Origin of the sequence: Devosia ginsengisoli (genome assembly GCF_024707105.1) — a bacterium.
Classification (GTDB): domain Bacteria; phylum Pseudomonadota; class Alphaproteobacteria; order Rhizobiales; family Devosiaceae; genus Devosia; species Devosia ginsengisoli_A.
Map to the genome: position 1 here is coordinate 847,145 of NZ_JANQAJ010000011.1, position 16,357 is coordinate 863,501.

Consider the following 16,357-nt stretch of genomic DNA (forward strand, 5'->3'; position numbering starts at 1 on the left):
TGCAATCGGTCCTAGCGTTGTCTTAAGGGCGGGTGAGATGGCGCGCGGCGCGCCACGGAGAGGATATACCGAGCTTGGGCAGGAACGGCGCGCGCGCCCTGATATTGACGGTGCTGGCTGTCATCTGTGTGTTGCTCGATGTCAACGTGGCCTATGCGCAGGCAGCGCAATGCCGACAGCTCGAAGCGGCCTTGCGACAGTTCGACGGCAATTCGTCCTATCAGCAGATGGGCGGCAACTCGCAGGCGGCGCGGCAGGCGCAGCGCGACGTGCAGGCGATGGAAAGCCGCTATGTGCGCGACGGATGCAATGATGCCGCCAAGGCGGGCATTCGCCTGACGCCGCAGTGCCAGCAGATCGGGCGCGAAGTGCTGCGGCTGCGCGAGGTGGCGGCGGATGTGGCGCGGCAGGTGGACACGGCCAATGCCATCGGGGCCCAGCGCGAGGCGATCCTGCAGGAAATGGCGCGGTTCGGCTGCGGCACGAACCAGGGGTCGAGCGCGACCTTCACCACCGAGCGGCAGTCGATCTTCGACCGCATTTTCGGCACGACGTCGGAAGGGGATTTCACCGATGGGCAGATGGTGGATGGCGGCGGCTATTGGGGGTATCAGGGCTATCAGACGGTGCGCACGGTGTGCGTGCGGCTGAGCGACGGCTATTTCTGGCCGATCAGCTATTCCACCCTGCCCGACTATATCGGCAATGACGCGATGACCTGCCAGCAGAGCTGCCCAACCACGGCGGTGGAGCTGTATTTCTACGACAATCCGGGCCAGGAGCCCGAGCAGATGCGTAACCAGTATGGGCAGCCCTATACGGCGCTGCCGACCGCGTTCCGCTATCGCGACGAACTCGATACCAGCCCGTCGGCGAGCTGCAAGGTGGCTCCGCAGACGGATGGCAAGCTGACCGTGGCGACGCGGATCGACGGATCGACCCGCACGATGATCGAGGTGGAAGGGGTGACCTTCCCGCTGCCGCTGCGCGACCCGCGCGGGGTGGCGCCGGTGCAGGCGCCGATCGAGGCGCCGCTGGAAACGGCCACGCTGGTGGATGTGCCCCTGCCCCGCCCGCGGCCGGCTGGCCCCGGCGAAACGCCGGTGACGCGACCGGTTCAGGCGGCGACGGAGACCGAATTGCGGCTCGTGCAGTTCGGCGACAAGGTGGTCAGGGTAGTCGGTCCAGACACGCCCTACGCCCAGCCAACGGGAGCAGGGACTTAAGCTCGGGGCCGTCGTGACGGCCGGTCAGCACCAGGCGCAGCGGCAGGAACAGGGCCTTGCCCTTGCGGCCGGTGGCGGATTTGAGCGCGTCGGTCCACTGGCTCCAGGTGGTTTCGTCCCACGGCTCCGGCGGTAGCATCGCCTTGGCGAGGGCGAGGAAATCGCGGTCCTCATCGGCTATGACCGGCTCAATGGGGCCGGTGACGAGTTTTGCCCATTCGGCGATATCGGCGAATTTTCGCAGGTTGTCGCGCAGCAGCAGCCACATGGCCTCGCCTTCGAGGCCGAGGGCGGAAAGCCGCGCGGCAGCGCCTTCATAGGGCAAGGCGTGCAGCAGGCGGGCGTTGAGGCTGTCGAGTTCGGCGGGATCGAAGCGGGCGGCGCCGTGGGAAATCATGGAGAAATCGAGCCGGTTGGCGATTTCGTCCAGGGTTTCGTAGGTCTCGACGGGGAGGCTCGTGCCGGTGAGGCTGGCCATGATGGCTATCGCCATGGGCTCGTAGCCCTCGTCGCGGAAATCGCTGATGGACTGGGAGCCCAGGCGCTTGGAGAAGCCCTGCCCTTCGGCGTCAGTCAGCAGATTGTGGTGGCCGAAGGTGGGGACGGCGCCGCCCAGGGCCTCGAAGATCTCGATCTGGGTGCCGGTATTGGAGACGTGGTCCTCGCCGCGGATGACATGGGTGATGCCGAGGTCGATATCGTCCACCACCGAGGGGAGCGTATAGAGGTAGGAACCGTCTTCGCGCACCAGCACCGGATCGGACATGGAGACGGTGTTGACGGTCTGGGGGCCTTTGATGAGGTCGTCGAAATGGACGGGGCGGCCGTCGAGCTTGAAGCGCCAGTGGGGCTTGCGGCCTTCGGCTTCGAGGTGGGCGCGGTCTTCGGCGGTGAGGCTGAGGGCTGATCGGTCGTAGATGGGGGGCTTGTTGAGCAGGCGGGCCCGGGCGCGTTTGCGGTCCAGCTCTTCCTCGGTCTCGTAGCAGGGGTAGAGGCGGCCGGCGGCGATCAGGCGGGTACGGGCGGCATCGTAGAGGGTGGTGCGGTCGGACTGGCGCACCAGGAGGTCGGGCGTGATGCCGAGCCAGGCCAGATCGCGTTCTATGCCGTCGGCAAATTCGCGGGTGGAGCGAGCATGGTCGGTGTCGTCCATGCGCAGGATGTATTTGCCGCCATGGCGGCGGGCATAGAACCAGTTGAGCAAAGCCGGACGGGCATTGCCGAGATGGATGCGGCCGGTGGGGGACGGCGCCCAGCGAACAACAGTCATCCGATCACCCGATCCGTGTAGCCATTGGTGATGGGGTAGCGGCGGCCGAGGCCGAAGGCCTTTACCGTGAGCTTGGGACCCGGCGCGGCCTGGCGGCGCTTGTATTCGGCGATGTTGAGCAGGCGTTCGATGCGCTCGACCAAAGCCTGATCGTGGCCCTGGGCGACGATTTCGGCGATGGACAGTTCGTCTTCGACCAGCCCGGTGAGGATGGCGTCGAGCACCGGATAGGGCGGCAGGCTGTCCTGATCGGTCTGGTCGGGGCGCAGTTCGGCCGATGGGGCCTTGGCAATGATGGAATTGGGGATGACCTCGCCGGATGGGCCGAGGCAGTCGCCGGGGACGTGGCTGTTGCGCCAGGCGGCCAGGCGATAGACCTCCATCTTGAACATGTCCTTGAGCGGATTGTAGCCGCCATTCATGTCGCCATAGATGGTGGCGTAGCCGACGCCCATTTCGGACTTGTTGCCGGTGGTGAGCGGAAGGGAGCCGAGCTTGTTGGAAACGGCCATCATCAGCAATCCGCGCATGCGTGACTGGATGTTTTCCTCGGTCAAATCCAGCGGGCGATCGCCGAAAATGGGCGCGAGGTTAGCCAGTGCGCTGTCGACAGGGTCCTGGATGGAGACCACGTCGTAGCGAACGCCCAAGCGCTCGGCGCAATCTCTGGCATCCTTGATGCTCTCTTCGGACGTGTACTGATAGGGCTGCATGATGCAGTGGACATTATCCGCGCCGAGGGCGTCAACGGCCATGGCCGCGACGACGGCGCTATCGATACCGCCCGAAAGGTTGAGGACAGCCTGCTTGAAGCCGTTCTTGCGGGCATAGTCGCGCAGGCCGAGGACGCAGGCGAGCCAGGGAGCTTCGTCGGTGGTCGTCAATTCGGTGATCTCGCCGCTGGCGCAGGTCCAGCCATTGTCGCCGCGGGTCCAGTCGGAGACGATGAAATCACTCTCGAAGGACTTGCCCTGGAAGACGAGCTTGTTGCCCGGCTCCATGCCGAAGGAAGCGCCGTCGAAGACCAGTTCGTCCTGGCCGCCGACCTGGTTGAGATAGAGCATGGGCACATCGTCTTCGGCGGTACGGGCGCGGACCAGATCCTTGCGGACATGCTGCTTGTCGGTCCAGTAGGGTGAGCCGTTGGGGCAGAGCATGATCTCGGCGCCGCGCATGGCGAGGTGTTCGCAGACCGAGGGGTGCCAGATATCCTCGCAGATGGGGATGCCGATGGGCACGCCCTTGATGGTCACCGGATCGGCCAGCGGGCCGGCGACGAAATAGCGCTTCTCGTAGAAGACGTCGGAATTGGGCAATTCGCGCTTGAACCTGATAGCGATGATCTGGCCGTTTTCGGCGACGAGGACCGCATTGTGGAGGCCGGTCTTTTCGAGCCAGACGGTGGGCAGGACGAGGACGACGTCGGTGCCTGCGGTATCGGCTACGAGGTCGCGGGCGGCCTGCATGGCATCGGCGACGAATTTGGGCTTGAACAGCAGGTCGTCGGGGAAATAGCCGGTGAGGAACAGCTCGGACAGCATGAGAATGTCGGCTCTGGCAGCGACGGCATCGGCAAGCGCGGTACGGGCCAGCGCCAGATTGCCGGCGATATCGCCAACCTTGGGATTGAGCTGGGCGAGCGCAATGCGGAGGCGGTCTGTCACGGGGCTGGCCTAATGTGGTGGGCGGAACTACGCGCCTGCCAATAGCATCGGGATGAGCGATGAGCCATAGGGGTCAGCGGCGGGCCGTCGTTTTGAGGGCTGCCTGCTGACCGCCACGCTCTTCCTGACAGGGAAGTGTCACTCGGCCACCCCTCTCCCATGCTTCAATGCTCGTTGAGAACCCGGCGCCCCCTCATCCGCCCTTCGGGCACCTTCTCCCACGAGGGGGAGAAGGGGAAGGAGCCGATGGAGCCGTGCAATTCCGACGCGCTAGAACTTGCCGGTGAGTTCGGCGCGGAGTCCGTAGCGGAAGAGCGAGGCGTAGGTGGAGGGCAATGTCATGGTGGGCACGGCGACGCCACCAGCGGTGCCGTTGAAGACAGCATCGAGGTTGCCCTCGAGATACCAGGCGCGGCCGCCAACGCGCAGAGCCAGGTTTTCCGTGGGATGGAAACCCGCCATGGCTTCGAGCATGACGCCTTGCCCCCGGCCGCTCAGCGTGGTCTGGGCGTTTTCATAAACGGGCACACCAACACCGGGGAAGTTGAAGCCGCCGGGGGCGCTGCCGCCCAGGGCGCCGGAGACATGGGCATAGGGGATCCAGGCCGCTTCGGCCTGGATGTCGAACATTTCGAACTCGGCCGTGCCCTTGACGCCAAGGCGCAGCGCGTGGATGTCGAAATCGTCGCGGGCCTCGCCCAATGTCGCGGGATTGCCGCCGATGGCATATTGGCCGGTGCCGATATCGGGGGCGTCTTTCCAGTATTGATAGCCGACAAGGGCGCCGGCGGCGAAGCCTTCGGTCATGGTGCCGAAGGGCAGCCAGCCGAAATCGGCCCCGGCATAGCCGATACGGGACGACGTACCGATGGCGCCAGAACCGGCGGGCGAAATGTCGTAGGTGCCGGACGTGTGGAAACCGATGCCGCCGCGGGCGGCGACATAGGTCTGGGTCGAGAGGTCTTCGATCTTGCCGTGCAGTTCGCCGATATGGGTCTGGTCGCGGACACTGAGGTCGACGGGACCGAAAGCGGAGCTGAAGCCGGCATTCTGCCCGCCCCAGGAATACCAGTAGGCGGTGCCGAATTCGAAGCGGATCGAGTCGTCGGGCTGTTCCCAGGTGTTGGGATAGGCGGGGCGCAGATCGGGGGGCGCAAAATAGTCGGCGGCCAAAGCGGGGGCCGCCAGGCAAAGCGCCAGCATGGCCACGGCGCCTTGAAGGGAGCGCTTCATCGTATCCTCCGGGATCGGTGCCCCCGCATGGGGTGTCCCGCGTTTATCAAACATTAGGGTTAAGTTTCCGCTAAGCGGGAAACGCCAGATGATTGGGACTTTGGTAACCCCAGGCGCGCAGAGTTGATCGGAAGGCGCCCGAATATGCGCCTGCGCGGGCAACTGACACCGCATTGGGGAGTTGCCCCCGAGCCAGAAGGCGTTGTGCGACCAAGAGTTAGTGTGATGAAGCGGAAAATATTGGTGGTCGAGGACGAGATTTTCGTCGCTACCGAAATCGAACATGTGATCGAGGAGATGGGGTTCACCGCGGTCGGGATCGCGGCGGATGAACGCTCTGCGCTGTCGCTAGCGGCGCAGGCCGACGTGGCGCTGGTCGACCTCAATCTGCAGGATGGCCCCACCGGTATTCGGATCGGCCATATCCTGGCGCAGGCGCATGGCGTGACCGTGCTGTTCATGACCGCCAATCCGTCACAACTGGGCGATGGCGTGCCGGGCACGGTGGGCGTATTGCCCAAGCCGGTGACCGACCGCGACCTGCGGGCCGCCGTGGCCTATGCCGTGGCGCGGCACGACGCGACCGAAGCTACCCCGCCGCCGCGGCTCAAGCTGTTCAACGGGCAGAAGGTGGCAGGCGTCGCGAACTGATCGCGATCAGGACTGCAGCCGGCCGGAGCGCTGCAATGCATCGACAGGAAGGTCGATCTCGACCCGTAGCCCGTCCGGTTCCCATATCCGCTCCAGGCGCCCGCGCAACTGGCCCTCGATGCTGAGGGTGATGAGACGCGAGCCGAAGCCGCTCAGCTCGGCATCGCCCGATACCGGCGGGCCGCCGACTTCCTTCCAGGTCAGGTGATAGTCATCGCCGTTGCCATGGCCGGTGAGGCTCACCCTGCCCTCTGATGTGGACAAGGCGCCGTATTTGGCGGCGTTGGTGCTCAATTCGTGGAACAGCAGCGCCAGTGGCGTGGCGGCGCCATCGTCAATGGTCGCATCCTCGCCATGGAAAAGGATGCGATCCTCCCCGTCATGCCGGTAGGGCAGCATCAGGCGTTCGATCAGTGAGCGGAGCGAGTCCTGGTTATCGGGCGGGTGGGAGCCATGGCTGTGCGGCCGGACGAAATCATGCGCCTCACCCAGGGCATAGATACGCTGGCGCAGTTCCTCGGCGAAGCTCTTGACCTCGGGCCGGCTGCGGGCAGAGAGACTGACGATGCCGGTCAGCACCGCGAAGATGTTCTTGATGCGGTGGCTGAGCTCCTGTGAGACCAGTTCACGCTCCTCGGCCAAAAGGAAGCGGTTGGTGGTTTCATGCACCATGCAGAGCGTCCCCATCGGCATGCCGGCCTCGTTGAGAACCGGGCTGTAATGGAGATCCATCCAGCCGGATTCGAGCCGTCCGTGCCGATCGAGCACCAGTTCCTGATCGCGCAGGGTCAGGGATTCGCCGCGCAGGCCCATCGCCACCTTGTGGCGGTTGAACTCGGCGATCTCGGGCCAGGCTTCGGCAACCGGCAGGCCGAAAATGGCGGGGTGACGGTTGCCGGCAAATTCGGCATAGGCCTGATTGTAAACCAGAATGCCGTCGGGCCCGATCAGCATGACCATGGGGGTGGAGGCCGCCATCATGACGCGAACGGCGCCCTTGAGGCTCTCCGGCCAGGCCGGAATGAGGCCAAGGGGATTGGCCGCCCAATCGAAGTCATTGAGCAGCTTTAGCGTAGAATCCTGCTCAAGGCGTTGCCGCGTCTCGGGGCTGGCGCTGGGAAACAGGGACCTGGGCATAAGCAGCTTTCATGACGACCTGGTGGAGGCACGAAAGCCCTAGCATATTAAGGCCCCGCGCCGACAGGTAACGCAGGGCCCCGGATACGGTTTCGACCCGCAGCCGAATTATTCGCCGGCGGCCAGATGCTGATGCGGCGGCTTCTGGGCATGGACTTCCTCGGCGACGAGGAAGGCCAGCTCAAGCGCCTGGCTGGCATTGAGGCGAGGGTCGCAATAGGTGTTGTAGCGATCCGACAGGGAGGCTTCGGTGACAGCCGAAACGCCGCCGACGCATTCGGTGACGTCGTCGCCGGTCATTTCGATATGCACGCCGCCGGCATAGGTGCCCATGTCGCGGTGGATTTCGAAGAAGGACTTCACCTCTGACAGGACTCGGTCGAAGGGGCGGGTCTTGTAGCCGGTGGAGGCCTTGATCGTATTGCCATGCATGGGATCGGAGCACCACACGACAGTGCGGCCGGCCTTCTGCACGGTTTCGATGAGGCGCGGCAGGTTGGCCTGGATCTTGTCGGAGCCGAAGCGGCTGATCAGGGTGATGCGGCCGGCTTCGTCGGTGGGGTTCAGCCGGTCGAGCAGGCGCAGCAGGTCGTCATTGCTCAGCGAGGGGCCGCATTTGATGCCGATGGGATTGTGGATGCCGGCGAAATATTCGACATGGGCGGCATCGGGCTGGCGGGTGCGATCGCCGATCCACAGCATGTGGCCCGACGTGGCGTACCAGTCATTGGTGATGGAGTCGCGGCGGGTCAGCGCTTCCTCGTAGCCGAGCAGCAGGGCTTCGTGGCTGGTGAAGAAGCTGGTCTGACGGAGCGCCGGCGTATTGTCGGGATTGAGGCCGAGCGCACCCATGAAGGTGATGGCGTCGTCGATCTTGCGGGCGACTTCCTCGTAGCGCGGATACCAGTTGGAGCCCTTCATGAAACCCACGGTCCATTCGTGGATGCGGGTCAGTTCGGCATAGCCGCCCATGGAGAAGGCGCGCAGCAGGTTGAGCGTGGCGGCCGACTGGCGGTAGGCCTGCAGCATGCGATCGGGATCGGGGACGCGCGAGGCTTCGGTGAAGGAAATGTCGTTGATGATGTCGCCGCGATAGGAGGGCAGCTCGACGCCATCGATGGTTTCGGTATCGGCGGAACGGGGCTTGGCGAACTGGCCGGCGACGCGGCCGACCTTGACCACGGGCTTACTGGCGCCATGGGTCAGCACGACGGCCATCTGCAGGAAGACGCGGAAGAAGTCGCGGATGTGGTCGGCGCCGTGTTCGGCAAAGCTCTCGGCGCAGTCGCCGCCCTGCAGCAGGAAGGCCTCGCCATTGGCGACAGCGGCGAGCCGGGTCTTGAGGTCGCGCGCCTCGCCGGCAAAGACCAGCGGCGGGAAGGTGGCGAGCTGGCGCTCGGCCTCGGCCAGAGCGACGGGATCGGGATAGGCCGGCACCTGGGAAATCGGCTTGGCGCGCCAGCTATCAGGGGTCCAGGTGGTCATTTTTCGGTCTCGCTCACGCGGGGTTACTGCTGTTGCAGGGCGGAATATCAAGGCTGGCGGTGGGGGACAAGGATATTCGGGGTGGCAATTGGTTGGAGGGGTGGCACGCCCTCGTGGTTCGAGGCGCTGAAGAAGCGCACCTCACCATGAGGGTTACTGCAACATTGAGCTAACAGTAGCCCTCATGGTGAGGCGGGAGCGCAGCGACCCTCGAACCACTGACGCGTGCCACACTAGCCCCCCACCTTCTCGCCGTCGCGATAGGTGTAGGTCGGGGCCTTGAAGGTGACCAGTTCCTCGGCGGCACTGGGATGGAGGGCGATGGCGCGGTCGAAATCGGCTTTGGTGGCGCCCATGCCCATGGGGATGGCGACGAGCTGGATCATTTCGGCGGCGCCGGCGCCGAGGATGTGGCAGCCCAGGACCTTGCCGCCGTCCTTTTCGGTGATGAGCTTCAGGATCATGCGCTCGGTGCGGGTGGAGAGCGTGTTCATCATCGGGCGGAAGCGGGCGACGTAGACGTCGATATCGCCATGGGTGGCGGCTTCGGTCTCGGTGAGGCCGATGACGCCGATTTCGGGGTCGGAAAAGACCGCGGTGGGGATCTGGGAGTGATCGACCGCTTGCCTGTTGTCGTTGAAGACGGTCTCGGCGAAGTACCAACCCTCGCGAATGGCGACGGGGGTCAGCGCGGCGCGGCCGGTGACGTCGCCCACGGCGTAGATCGAGGGGACGGAGGATTGGGAATATGCATCGACCGCGATGGCGCCCATGGGGGTCAGCTTGACGCCGGCCTTGTCGAGGCCGAGGCCATGCACATTGGGCTTGCGGCCGGTGGCGAACATCACGGCGCCATAGGGGGCGGTGACGCCGTCGCTGAAGGTGGCGGCGATGTCACTGCCATGCCTGGCAAGCGACTTGATCGTGGTCTGGTAGATCAGCTTGATGCCGCGATCGGTCAGCCCGGCTTCGAGGCCGCGGCGCATGTCGTCGTCGAAGCCGCGCAGGATGCAGTCGCCGCGATAGATGATCGTGGTGTCGACGCCGAGGCCGGCGAAGATGGTGGCGAATTCCACGGCGATATAGCCGCCCCCTTCGATGAGGATGGAATGCGGCAAAGCCGGCAGGTCGAAGGCCTCGTTGGAGGTGATGGCCAGTTCGGCGCCGGGAATGGGGGGAATGTAGGGATGCGCGCCAGTGGCGACGAGAATGTATTTCGCCGTCAGGTCACGGTTCTGCCCCACGAGATGAACGCCATTGGGACCGGTGACCAGGCCGCGATCGCGAATGATCTCGACGCCGGGCTTTTCGAGATTGGCCACATAGGCGGCTTCGAGGCGGGTGATCTCCTTTTCCTTGTTGGCGACCAGGGTCGGCCAATCGAAGGAGGCATCGACCTGCCAACCGAAGCTGGAGGCCACGTCGAACATGTCGTGGAAGCGGGCGGCATAGACATAGAGCTTCTTGGGAACGCAGCCGCGGATAACGCAGGTGCCGCCAACGCGGAACTCCTCGATGATGGCGACCCTGGCGCCATAGGTGGCGGCCATGCGGGCCGCGCGGACGCCGCCGGAGCCGGCACCGATAACGACAAGATCATAACTATCGGTCATGGGCGGCTCCTGGAGCAATCATCGGCATATGGCGATATATTGGATGGCACTTTGCATAAAGAAAGGCCCCGCACAAGGCGGGGCCGGATGTCTGCTATGCAGGAATGCCTAAAGCGTGCCGCGATCGGGAGACATGCTTTAGACTTCGAAGCCCTGGGCGCGCAGTTCGGCGCGGACCTTGGCGAAGAATTCGGAGCGCGTATTGTTGGTGAAGACCTGGAGCACGGCCTGGAGGTCGGAATTCACCTCGGTATTGGCCTGGGCCAGCTTCTGGCCGGTGGGCGTTTCGTAGAAGGCGACGATTTCCTGCAGCTCTTCGACACTGAAGCGCACCGCATAGACGCGCGCGAACTGGTCGAGCAGTTCGCCCTTGCGCTCCCGGTATTCCTCCAGAACCTTGCCGACGGCAGCATCGGTTTCGTCCATGATTTCGGGATTCTGCTGCACGATCTGGCGCATGGTGCCGATGCCGATCTCGACAAGGGTGATCTCGTAGACGGCAGCGCGGTCGGTCAGGTCGATATATTTGCGGGCGAGCGCCAGTTGTTCCGGCGGCACCTCCTGCGCCATTGCGGGAACCGCAACCACGAGCATGGCGGCGCTCAGCGCCACAGCCAACAGCGCCCGCGTGCGCGTCATAACACCGGTCATCATCGAAATACCCATCTTGTCTCGGTCCATCAGTTCGTGCCGCTCGTCAGCGCTTTTACGCCATCCGGCGTCGCCACATAAGCCGTCTTGCACATTTTAAGGAAAAGCCCGTGCTGGACCACCCCGGCGATGTCGAGCAAGTCGCGCGACAGCGCTTCTGGCTGCGAAATGCGGCCAAAAAAAGCATCGAGAATGAGGTGCCCGCCATCGGTCACAAAGGGCGTGCCGGGCGACGTCTCGCGCAGGCGCAGGTTGCCGCCAGTGCCATGATGCTCGATGAGTTCGGCCACGGCACGGCGCGTGGCGCCCAAGCCGAAGCGGTTGACCTCCACCGGTAGTGGAAAGCGGCCGCCAAGCGTCTGCACGAGCTTGGACGCGTCGGCGATGACAATCATGGCGTCGGACGCGGCTGCGACGATCTTTTCGCGCAGCAAGGCTCCGCCAGCACCCTTGATGAGATTGAGATGGGGATCGATCTCGTCGGCGCCATCGATGGTGATATCGAGCCGGTCGAGGGTTTCGAGATCGGAGAGGGGAATGTTGAGGGATTCGGCCTGGCGGGCGGTGGCTTCGGAGGTGGGCACGCAGATGCAGTCGAAACCGGCGGCGACCTTTTCGCCCAGCAGATCGACAAAGTGGCGGGCCGTGGAGCCGGTGCCGAGGCCGAGCCGCATGCCGGGCCGTATATCGGCCAGCGCCATCGCGGCTGCCTGCCGCTTCAGATCTTCACTCATAGTCGCCCTCGCGCGGTAAATTCAGGTGGGCCATCGCAAGGGTTGGTTCGCCTGTCAATGCCGCCAAAAGACGTGAATCACAGATTGGTGAACGAGAACTGTAACTTGCTGGCAACACAATTTTGCGAAGGTGGCGTGAGTGTGGCGATTCCGGGGCGGTTGCCTCTTTTCGCTATTTCCCAAAGAGCGTAAGCACCCGCAATTATGGGAGCGGGCGAATCCCGTTCTATTCCAGAGGCCAAGTCGTCACATGTTCAATATCAAGTCAGCGATAGCAATTGGGCTGTCGATTATCTTGTCGGCGAGCAGCGTCCTGCCCGCAACGGCTGCGTTGGTTTACGACCGCAACAGCGCCGAATGGGTGGATGAATCGACGATCGTACAGAGTTCGCGCGGGGGCAGCCCTGTCCGCAAGGAAATCGTCAACTACGAAACCAACCACAAGCCAGGCACCATCGTCATCGAGACCGGCGAGCGGCGGCTCTATCTCGTGCTCGAAGATGGCAAGGCGATGAAATACGGCATCGGCGTGGGCCGTGACGGATTTACCTGGTCGGGCACGCACCGCATCACCCGCAAGGCGGAATGGCCGGGCTGGACTCCGCCGCCGGCCATGCGCAAGCGCGTACCGGACCTGCCGGCCTATATGGAAGGCGGCCCGAACAATCCGCTGGGCGCCCGCGCGCTCTATATCGGCTCGACCCTCTATCGCGTGCATGGCACGTCCGAACCCTGGTCCATAGGCCAGGCCGTATCCTCGGGCTGCATCCGGCTGACCAATGACGACGTGACCGACCTTTACGAACGCGTGAAGGTTGGCGCCCTCATCGTGGTGAATCACTAACACAAGCGTCTCCGGCGTAAATTCCAAGGGCTGCCGTTTCGGCGGCCCTTTTTGTTTGTGGCGGCTTTGAAAGCGGCTCGACTGGCGATAGGTTCAGCGCATGAACGTTCATGTCCCCCCTGCCCGACCGCTTGTCGATACGTTCGGGCGGCATATTTCCTATCTGCGTATTTCGGTGACGGATCGCTGCGATTTCCGCTGCGTCTATTGCATGGCCGAAGACATGACCTTCCTGCCCAAGAAGGACGTGCTGAGCTTCGAGGAAATCGAGGCCATAGCCGGCGCGTTCATTGCGCGGGGCGTGACCAAGATCCGGCTGACCGGGGGCGAGCCGCTGGTGCGGCGCGATATCATGGACCTGGTGACGACGCTGGGCGGACGGATCGGGCGTGGGCTCGATGAGCTGACGCTGACCACCAATGGCAGCCAGTTGCGCAAGCATGCCCAGGGGCTGGCCGATGCGGGGGTAAAGCGGCTCAATGTTTCGCTCGATACGCTGGACGCGGAACGGTTCCGCGCCATCACGCGGCGCGGGCGGATCGCGGATGTGCTTGATGGAATCGACGCCGCGCAGGCGGCGGGGCTGGCCATCAAGATCAACATGGTGGCGATGCGCGGCGTCAATGACGACGAAATCGAGCCCATGATGGCTTGGGCACATGGGCGCGGCATGGGACTGACGCTGATCGAGGGCATGCCGCTGGGCGAAGTGGGCATCGACCGGGTGGACAGCTACCTGCCGCTGCGCGAATTGCATGACCTTCTGGCGCGGCGCTATACGCTGAGCAAGCTCGACAAGCGCACCGGCGGGCCGGCGCGCTATGTGCATGTAGCCGAGACCAATGGCGTGCTGGGCTTCATCACGCCGATGAGCCACAATTTCTGCGAAAGCTGCAACCGGGTGCGACTGACGGCGACCGGGCAGCTCTATCTGTGCCTGGGGCAGGACGACCAGGTGAATCTGCGCGATGCGCTGCGCGACGGCGGGCCGGCGGCGCTGGATGCGGCGCTGGACCATGCCATGCTGATCAAGCCCAAGGGGCATGATTTCGTCATCGACCGCAGCCGGCCGGAACCGGCGCTGGGACGGCATATGAGCGTTACGGGAGGCTAGAATGGGCGAGCGGATTACATTGACGGCCAGCGACGGTTTTACCCTCAACGCATATCGCGCCGAGCCGGAGGGGACGCCGCGCGGCGGAGTCGTGGTCATCCAGGAGGTCTGGGGGCTCAACAATTTCGTGCGCGGCGTGGTGGACCGCTTTGCCCGGCATGGCTTTCTGGCAGTGGCGCCGGCCATGTTCGACCGCGTCGAGTTCGGCTATGAAAGCGACAATTACACGCCGGAGCAGTTTGCCATTATCGGCGAGCTGATGAAGAAGTTCGACCACAAGACGGCCATGCTCGACGTGACGGCGGCTATCGGCGCGGCCAAGGCCGGCGGCAAGGTGGGCATTACCGGCTATTGCTTCGGCGGCGCGGTGAGCTGGCGGGCGGCGGCGCATGAGGGGATCGGGCTGAGCGCAGCTTCGGGCTATTATGGCGGCGGCGTGCCCAGCTATATCGAACTGGCGCCCCGCATTCCCATCGAGATGCATTTCGGCGACCGGGATACGGGCATTCCGCTGGAGCAGATCGAGGCGCTGAAGGCGCGGCATGCCGAGGCGGATATCTATACCTATCCGGCCGGCCACGGCTTCTGTAACAGCGACAGACCGGGCAATTTCAACGAGGCGGCCTGCGCCAAGGCCTCGGCGCGCACGCTCGATTTCTTCCGCAAGCATCTTGGATAGGCTGAGCCAGCATCGGGCCTATCTGGAGGCGGAATGGGGCAGCCTGCAGGCAGCCCCCTTGTCGCGGCGCAAGGCGATGCTGGTGGCCGCGTTGATCGATGCCTTCGTGGACCGGATGTTTGCCGCGGGGGCCGCGGACGACATCCTCGCCTATCGGGCGGAACTGGCGACGGCGCAGCCGGCGCTCGGCCTCATCATGGCGCTCTGCGCGGCGCGCGACGGGATAGGCCTGGTGACCGAGGCGGTCACGGTGCCGATTGCCGATTATGGCGCGCTTGGCGTCGAGGACTTCATGGTCAGCCTCTACAACGACCACAGCGTGCAGCGGCAGCGACTGGTGCTGCCGGATGGCGGGCGGCGGGATATGCTCGCCGTGCTGGAGGAGGCGATTGCGGGGCTGGGTCCAGCCTAGCCCCTGCCCTCGGCGCGTTCGACCAGTTCTATGATGATGCCGTCGGGGTCGCGGACAAAGGCGAGGCGCTTGATCAGAGCTGTGTTGACGGCGGCGCGGGGGCGTTCGAGCACTTCGACGCCTGCCGCTTCGAGCCTGGCGAAGATCGCATCGACATTCTCAAAAGCGAAGGTCAGGTGGCGCATGCCGGCTTCGTGGGGCGGCACGTCGCGGGAGCGGGAAATCTGGGCGGTGGGACAGGCGATTTCGAGCATGCCGCTGCCGGTATCGAGGAAGGCCATCTCGCCGCGGTCGTTCTGCCTGCGCTGGGCCAGGGTGAGGCCCAGCAGGTCGCAATAGAAGGCGATGGTCCGGTCCAGATTGCCTGACGTCATGCCGACATGTTCGAAACCGACCAGGCCCGTCATTTGTCGTCGTCGACAACGATGGCGAAATCGAGCGGGAGGGCGGTGGTGTATTTGATCTGGCCCATGGCGAAGGCCGAGCTGACATCGGTCAGGTTGATCTTGCTGATGAGCTTTTTATAGAAGGCGTCATAGGCGCCGATATCGGGCACGACGACGCGCATCAGGTAATCGACATCGCCGCTCATGCGGTAGAACTCGACCACTTCGGGGAATTCGTCGATGACGCCGGAGAATTTGCGCATCCAGGTGTCATTGTGCTCGTTGGTCTTGACCGAGACGAAAACGGTGACGCCGACATTGACCTTGGCGGGATCGAGCACGGCGACGCGGCGCTGGATGACGCCATCTTCTTCCATCTTCTGGATGCGGCGCCAGCATGGGGTGGTGGAGAGGCCCACCTTGCGGCCGATTTCGGCCACCGGCATGGTGGCATCCTTCTGCAGGAGCGTGAGAATTTTCCGGTCGATCTTGTCCAGTGCCATAATGCCCCCGCGAAATCTGATTTCCAATTCCGGTGCAATTTAATCCGAAATTGGCGCAATACCTGCCACGTCCGGGCAAGATTAGCAATAAACTTGCGCAGATCAAGTGGCGCGGGGGTTGCAGGGAGGTCAAAGGTCCAGGGCGGATAACCACCCCCTGAAACCCTGTGGACGCGGGTGATCGTCGCGCCAGGTGCGAGGGGCGTCGAAGTCGCCGTCCCAGATGCCGCGGCGGTCGTTGCGGGCGGCGGCTTCCTCGGTCCAGTAGCGGCCTGCCGAGATGGCGAGGCCCTCGGCGACCATGGTGGCGCCGAGGTCGATTCCGTCGACGCTGCAAATGGCGAGGAGACGATCATATTGGTCGATATCTTCGGGGCGGCAATCGGCGGGGCCGGCGGCAAGCAATTGGGCCATGCGGTCGCGAGCGGTGCGACCACAGGGCCAGGTCCGGCCATCGGCGGTGGTGCAGCTCTGCGCCAGTTCGGGGGCGTCGAGGCCGAGCAGGCGAATGCGATCCTCGCCCAGGTGGAAACTGTCGCCATCGCCGACACGGGCCAGGCCGGCGACCGGTGGCGGGGGCAGATCCAGCGCCGCGGCCACGACAGCGATGACGGCCAGAACCGCTATGGCGAGGACCGCCCCAAGCGGGCCGCGAAAGATGGCATTGCGCCGGCTTCGTCGCTGCAGGATTTCACCACCCGTTAACTACGCGCTCGCTAGTGTTGTCCCGAGCGTAGCGAATACGTGTTCTGTTC

17 protein-coding genes are annotated in these 16,357 nt (G+C 64.2%); 6 read left to right on the forward strand and 11 right to left on the reverse strand.

Translation table 11 applies throughout. The annotated features are described in order from the left end of the window. The first annotated feature begins 74 nt into the window (after window positions 1-74). The gene (locus tag NVV79_RS18125) at window positions 75-1,226 is read left to right on the forward strand and encodes a DUF2865 domain-containing protein (protein WP_303992163.1); all 1,152 of its coding nucleotides are present in this window, start codon (window positions 75-77) and stop codon (window positions 1,224-1,226) included. On the opposite strand, the gene gltX is transcribed toward NVV79_RS18125, so the two are convergent. The 3 genes from gltX to NVV79_RS18140 all read right to left on the reverse strand — a co-directional run bounded on the left by gltX (window position 1,171) and on the right by NVV79_RS18140 (window position 5,393). After that, the gene (gltX, locus tag NVV79_RS18130; RefSeq protein ID WP_303992165.1) at window positions 1,171-2,496 is read right to left on the reverse strand and encodes a glutamate--tRNA ligase; all 1,326 of its coding nucleotides are present in this window, start codon (window positions 2,494-2,496) and stop codon (window positions 1,171-1,173) included. The two genes, NVV79_RS18125 and gltX, sit on opposite strands and share 56 nt — an antisense overlap. Then, a complete protein-coding gene (locus NVV79_RS18135) occupies window positions 2,493-4,160 on the reverse strand; it encodes an NAD+ synthase (protein ID WP_303992168.1) in 1,668 nt (555 codons plus the stop codon). Before NVV79_RS18135 ends, gltX begins: the two co-directional genes overlap by 4 nt. Window positions 4,161-4,430: 270 nt before the next feature. After that, window positions 4,431-5,393, reverse strand: a complete 963-nt coding sequence (locus NVV79_RS18140; RefSeq protein ID WP_303992170.1) for a hypothetical protein — start codon at window positions 5,391-5,393, stop codon at window positions 4,431-4,433. A gap of 225 nt (window positions 5,394-5,618) precedes the next feature. On the opposite strand from NVV79_RS18140, the gene NVV79_RS18145 reads away from it, so the two are divergent. Beyond that, window positions 5,619-6,044 carry a response regulator gene (locus NVV79_RS18145; RefSeq protein ID WP_303992173.1) on the forward strand — a complete coding sequence of 142 codons (426 nt, stop codon included), beginning with the start codon at window positions 5,619-5,621 and terminating at the stop codon, window positions 6,042-6,044. Between the two features lie 6 nt (window positions 6,045-6,050). Here the strand turns inward: NVV79_RS18145 and NVV79_RS18150 are convergent, their stop codons facing one another. The 5 genes from NVV79_RS18150 to rpiA form a co-directional block, all read right to left on the reverse strand. After that, entirely contained in the window at window positions 6,051-7,181 is a 1,131-nt protein-coding gene (locus tag NVV79_RS18150) for an HWE histidine kinase domain-containing protein (RefSeq protein ID WP_303992176.1), read from the reverse strand. A gap of 108 nt (window positions 7,182-7,289) precedes the next feature. Beyond that, window positions 7,290-8,666 (reverse strand): class II 3-deoxy-7-phosphoheptulonate synthase, encoded by a 1,377-nt coding sequence (locus NVV79_RS18155; RefSeq protein WP_303992178.1) that lies wholly within the window; start codon window positions 8,664-8,666, stop codon window positions 7,290-7,292. A gap of 233 nt (window positions 8,667-8,899) precedes the next feature. Beyond that, the gene (gorA, locus tag NVV79_RS18160; protein WP_303992181.1) at window positions 8,900-10,279 is read right to left on the reverse strand and encodes a glutathione-disulfide reductase; all 1,380 of its coding nucleotides are present in this window, start codon (window positions 10,277-10,279) and stop codon (window positions 8,900-8,902) included. Window positions 10,280-10,417: 138 nt separating this feature from the next. Continuing rightward, window positions 10,418-10,933, reverse strand: coding sequence for a DUF2059 domain-containing protein (locus NVV79_RS18165; protein WP_303992184.1), 516 nt, complete (start codon window positions 10,931-10,933; stop codon window positions 10,418-10,420). A 26-nt stretch (window positions 10,934-10,959) separates the two neighbouring features. After that, entirely contained in the window at window positions 10,960-11,664 is a 705-nt protein-coding gene (gene rpiA / locus NVV79_RS18170; protein ID WP_303992187.1) for a ribose-5-phosphate isomerase RpiA, read from the reverse strand. 250 nt (window positions 11,665-11,914) lie between these two features. On the opposite strand from rpiA, the gene NVV79_RS18175 reads away from it, so the two are divergent. The 4 genes from NVV79_RS18175 (at window position 11,915) to NVV79_RS18190 (ending at window position 14,713) form a co-directional block, all read left to right on the forward strand. After that, a complete protein-coding gene (locus tag NVV79_RS18175; protein ID WP_303992190.1) occupies window positions 11,915-12,508 on the forward strand; it encodes a L,D-transpeptidase in 594 nt (197 codons plus the stop codon). A 100-nt stretch (window positions 12,509-12,608) separates the two neighbouring features. Next, window positions 12,609-13,622: a GTP 3',8-cyclase MoaA gene (gene moaA, locus NVV79_RS18180; protein ID WP_303992193.1), complete on the forward strand. Its 1,014-nt coding sequence runs from the start codon at window positions 12,609-12,611 to the stop codon at window positions 13,620-13,622. A gap of 1 nt (window position 13,623) precedes the next feature. Next, window positions 13,624-14,301, forward strand: a complete 678-nt coding sequence (locus NVV79_RS18185) for a dienelactone hydrolase family protein (protein ID WP_303992195.1) — start codon at window positions 13,624-13,626, stop codon at window positions 14,299-14,301. After that, the gene (locus tag NVV79_RS18190) at window positions 14,294-14,713 is read left to right on the forward strand and encodes a hypothetical protein (RefSeq protein WP_303992198.1); all 420 of its coding nucleotides are present in this window, start codon (window positions 14,294-14,296) and stop codon (window positions 14,711-14,713) included. Before NVV79_RS18185 ends, NVV79_RS18190 begins: the two co-directional genes overlap by 8 nt. On the opposite strand, the gene NVV79_RS18195 is transcribed toward NVV79_RS18190, so the two are convergent. From NVV79_RS18195 to NVV79_RS18205, 3 genes are all read right to left on the reverse strand, one after another. Beyond that, entirely contained in the window at window positions 14,710-15,120 is a 411-nt protein-coding gene (locus tag NVV79_RS18195) for a VOC family protein (protein ID WP_303992201.1), read from the reverse strand. The genes NVV79_RS18190 and NVV79_RS18195 overlap by 4 nt on opposite strands. Next, window positions 15,117-15,596 carry an Lrp/AsnC family transcriptional regulator gene (locus NVV79_RS18200; protein WP_303992776.1) on the reverse strand — a complete coding sequence of 160 codons (480 nt, stop codon included), beginning with the start codon at window positions 15,594-15,596 and terminating at the stop codon, window positions 15,117-15,119. Before NVV79_RS18200 ends, NVV79_RS18195 begins: the two co-directional genes overlap by 4 nt. Window positions 15,597-15,731: 135 nt before the next feature. Continuing rightward, the gene (locus NVV79_RS18205) at window positions 15,732-16,202 is read right to left on the reverse strand and encodes a thermonuclease family protein (RefSeq protein WP_303992204.1); all 471 of its coding nucleotides are present in this window, start codon (window positions 16,200-16,202) and stop codon (window positions 15,732-15,734) included. Window positions 16,203-16,357 lie beyond the last annotated feature (155 nt).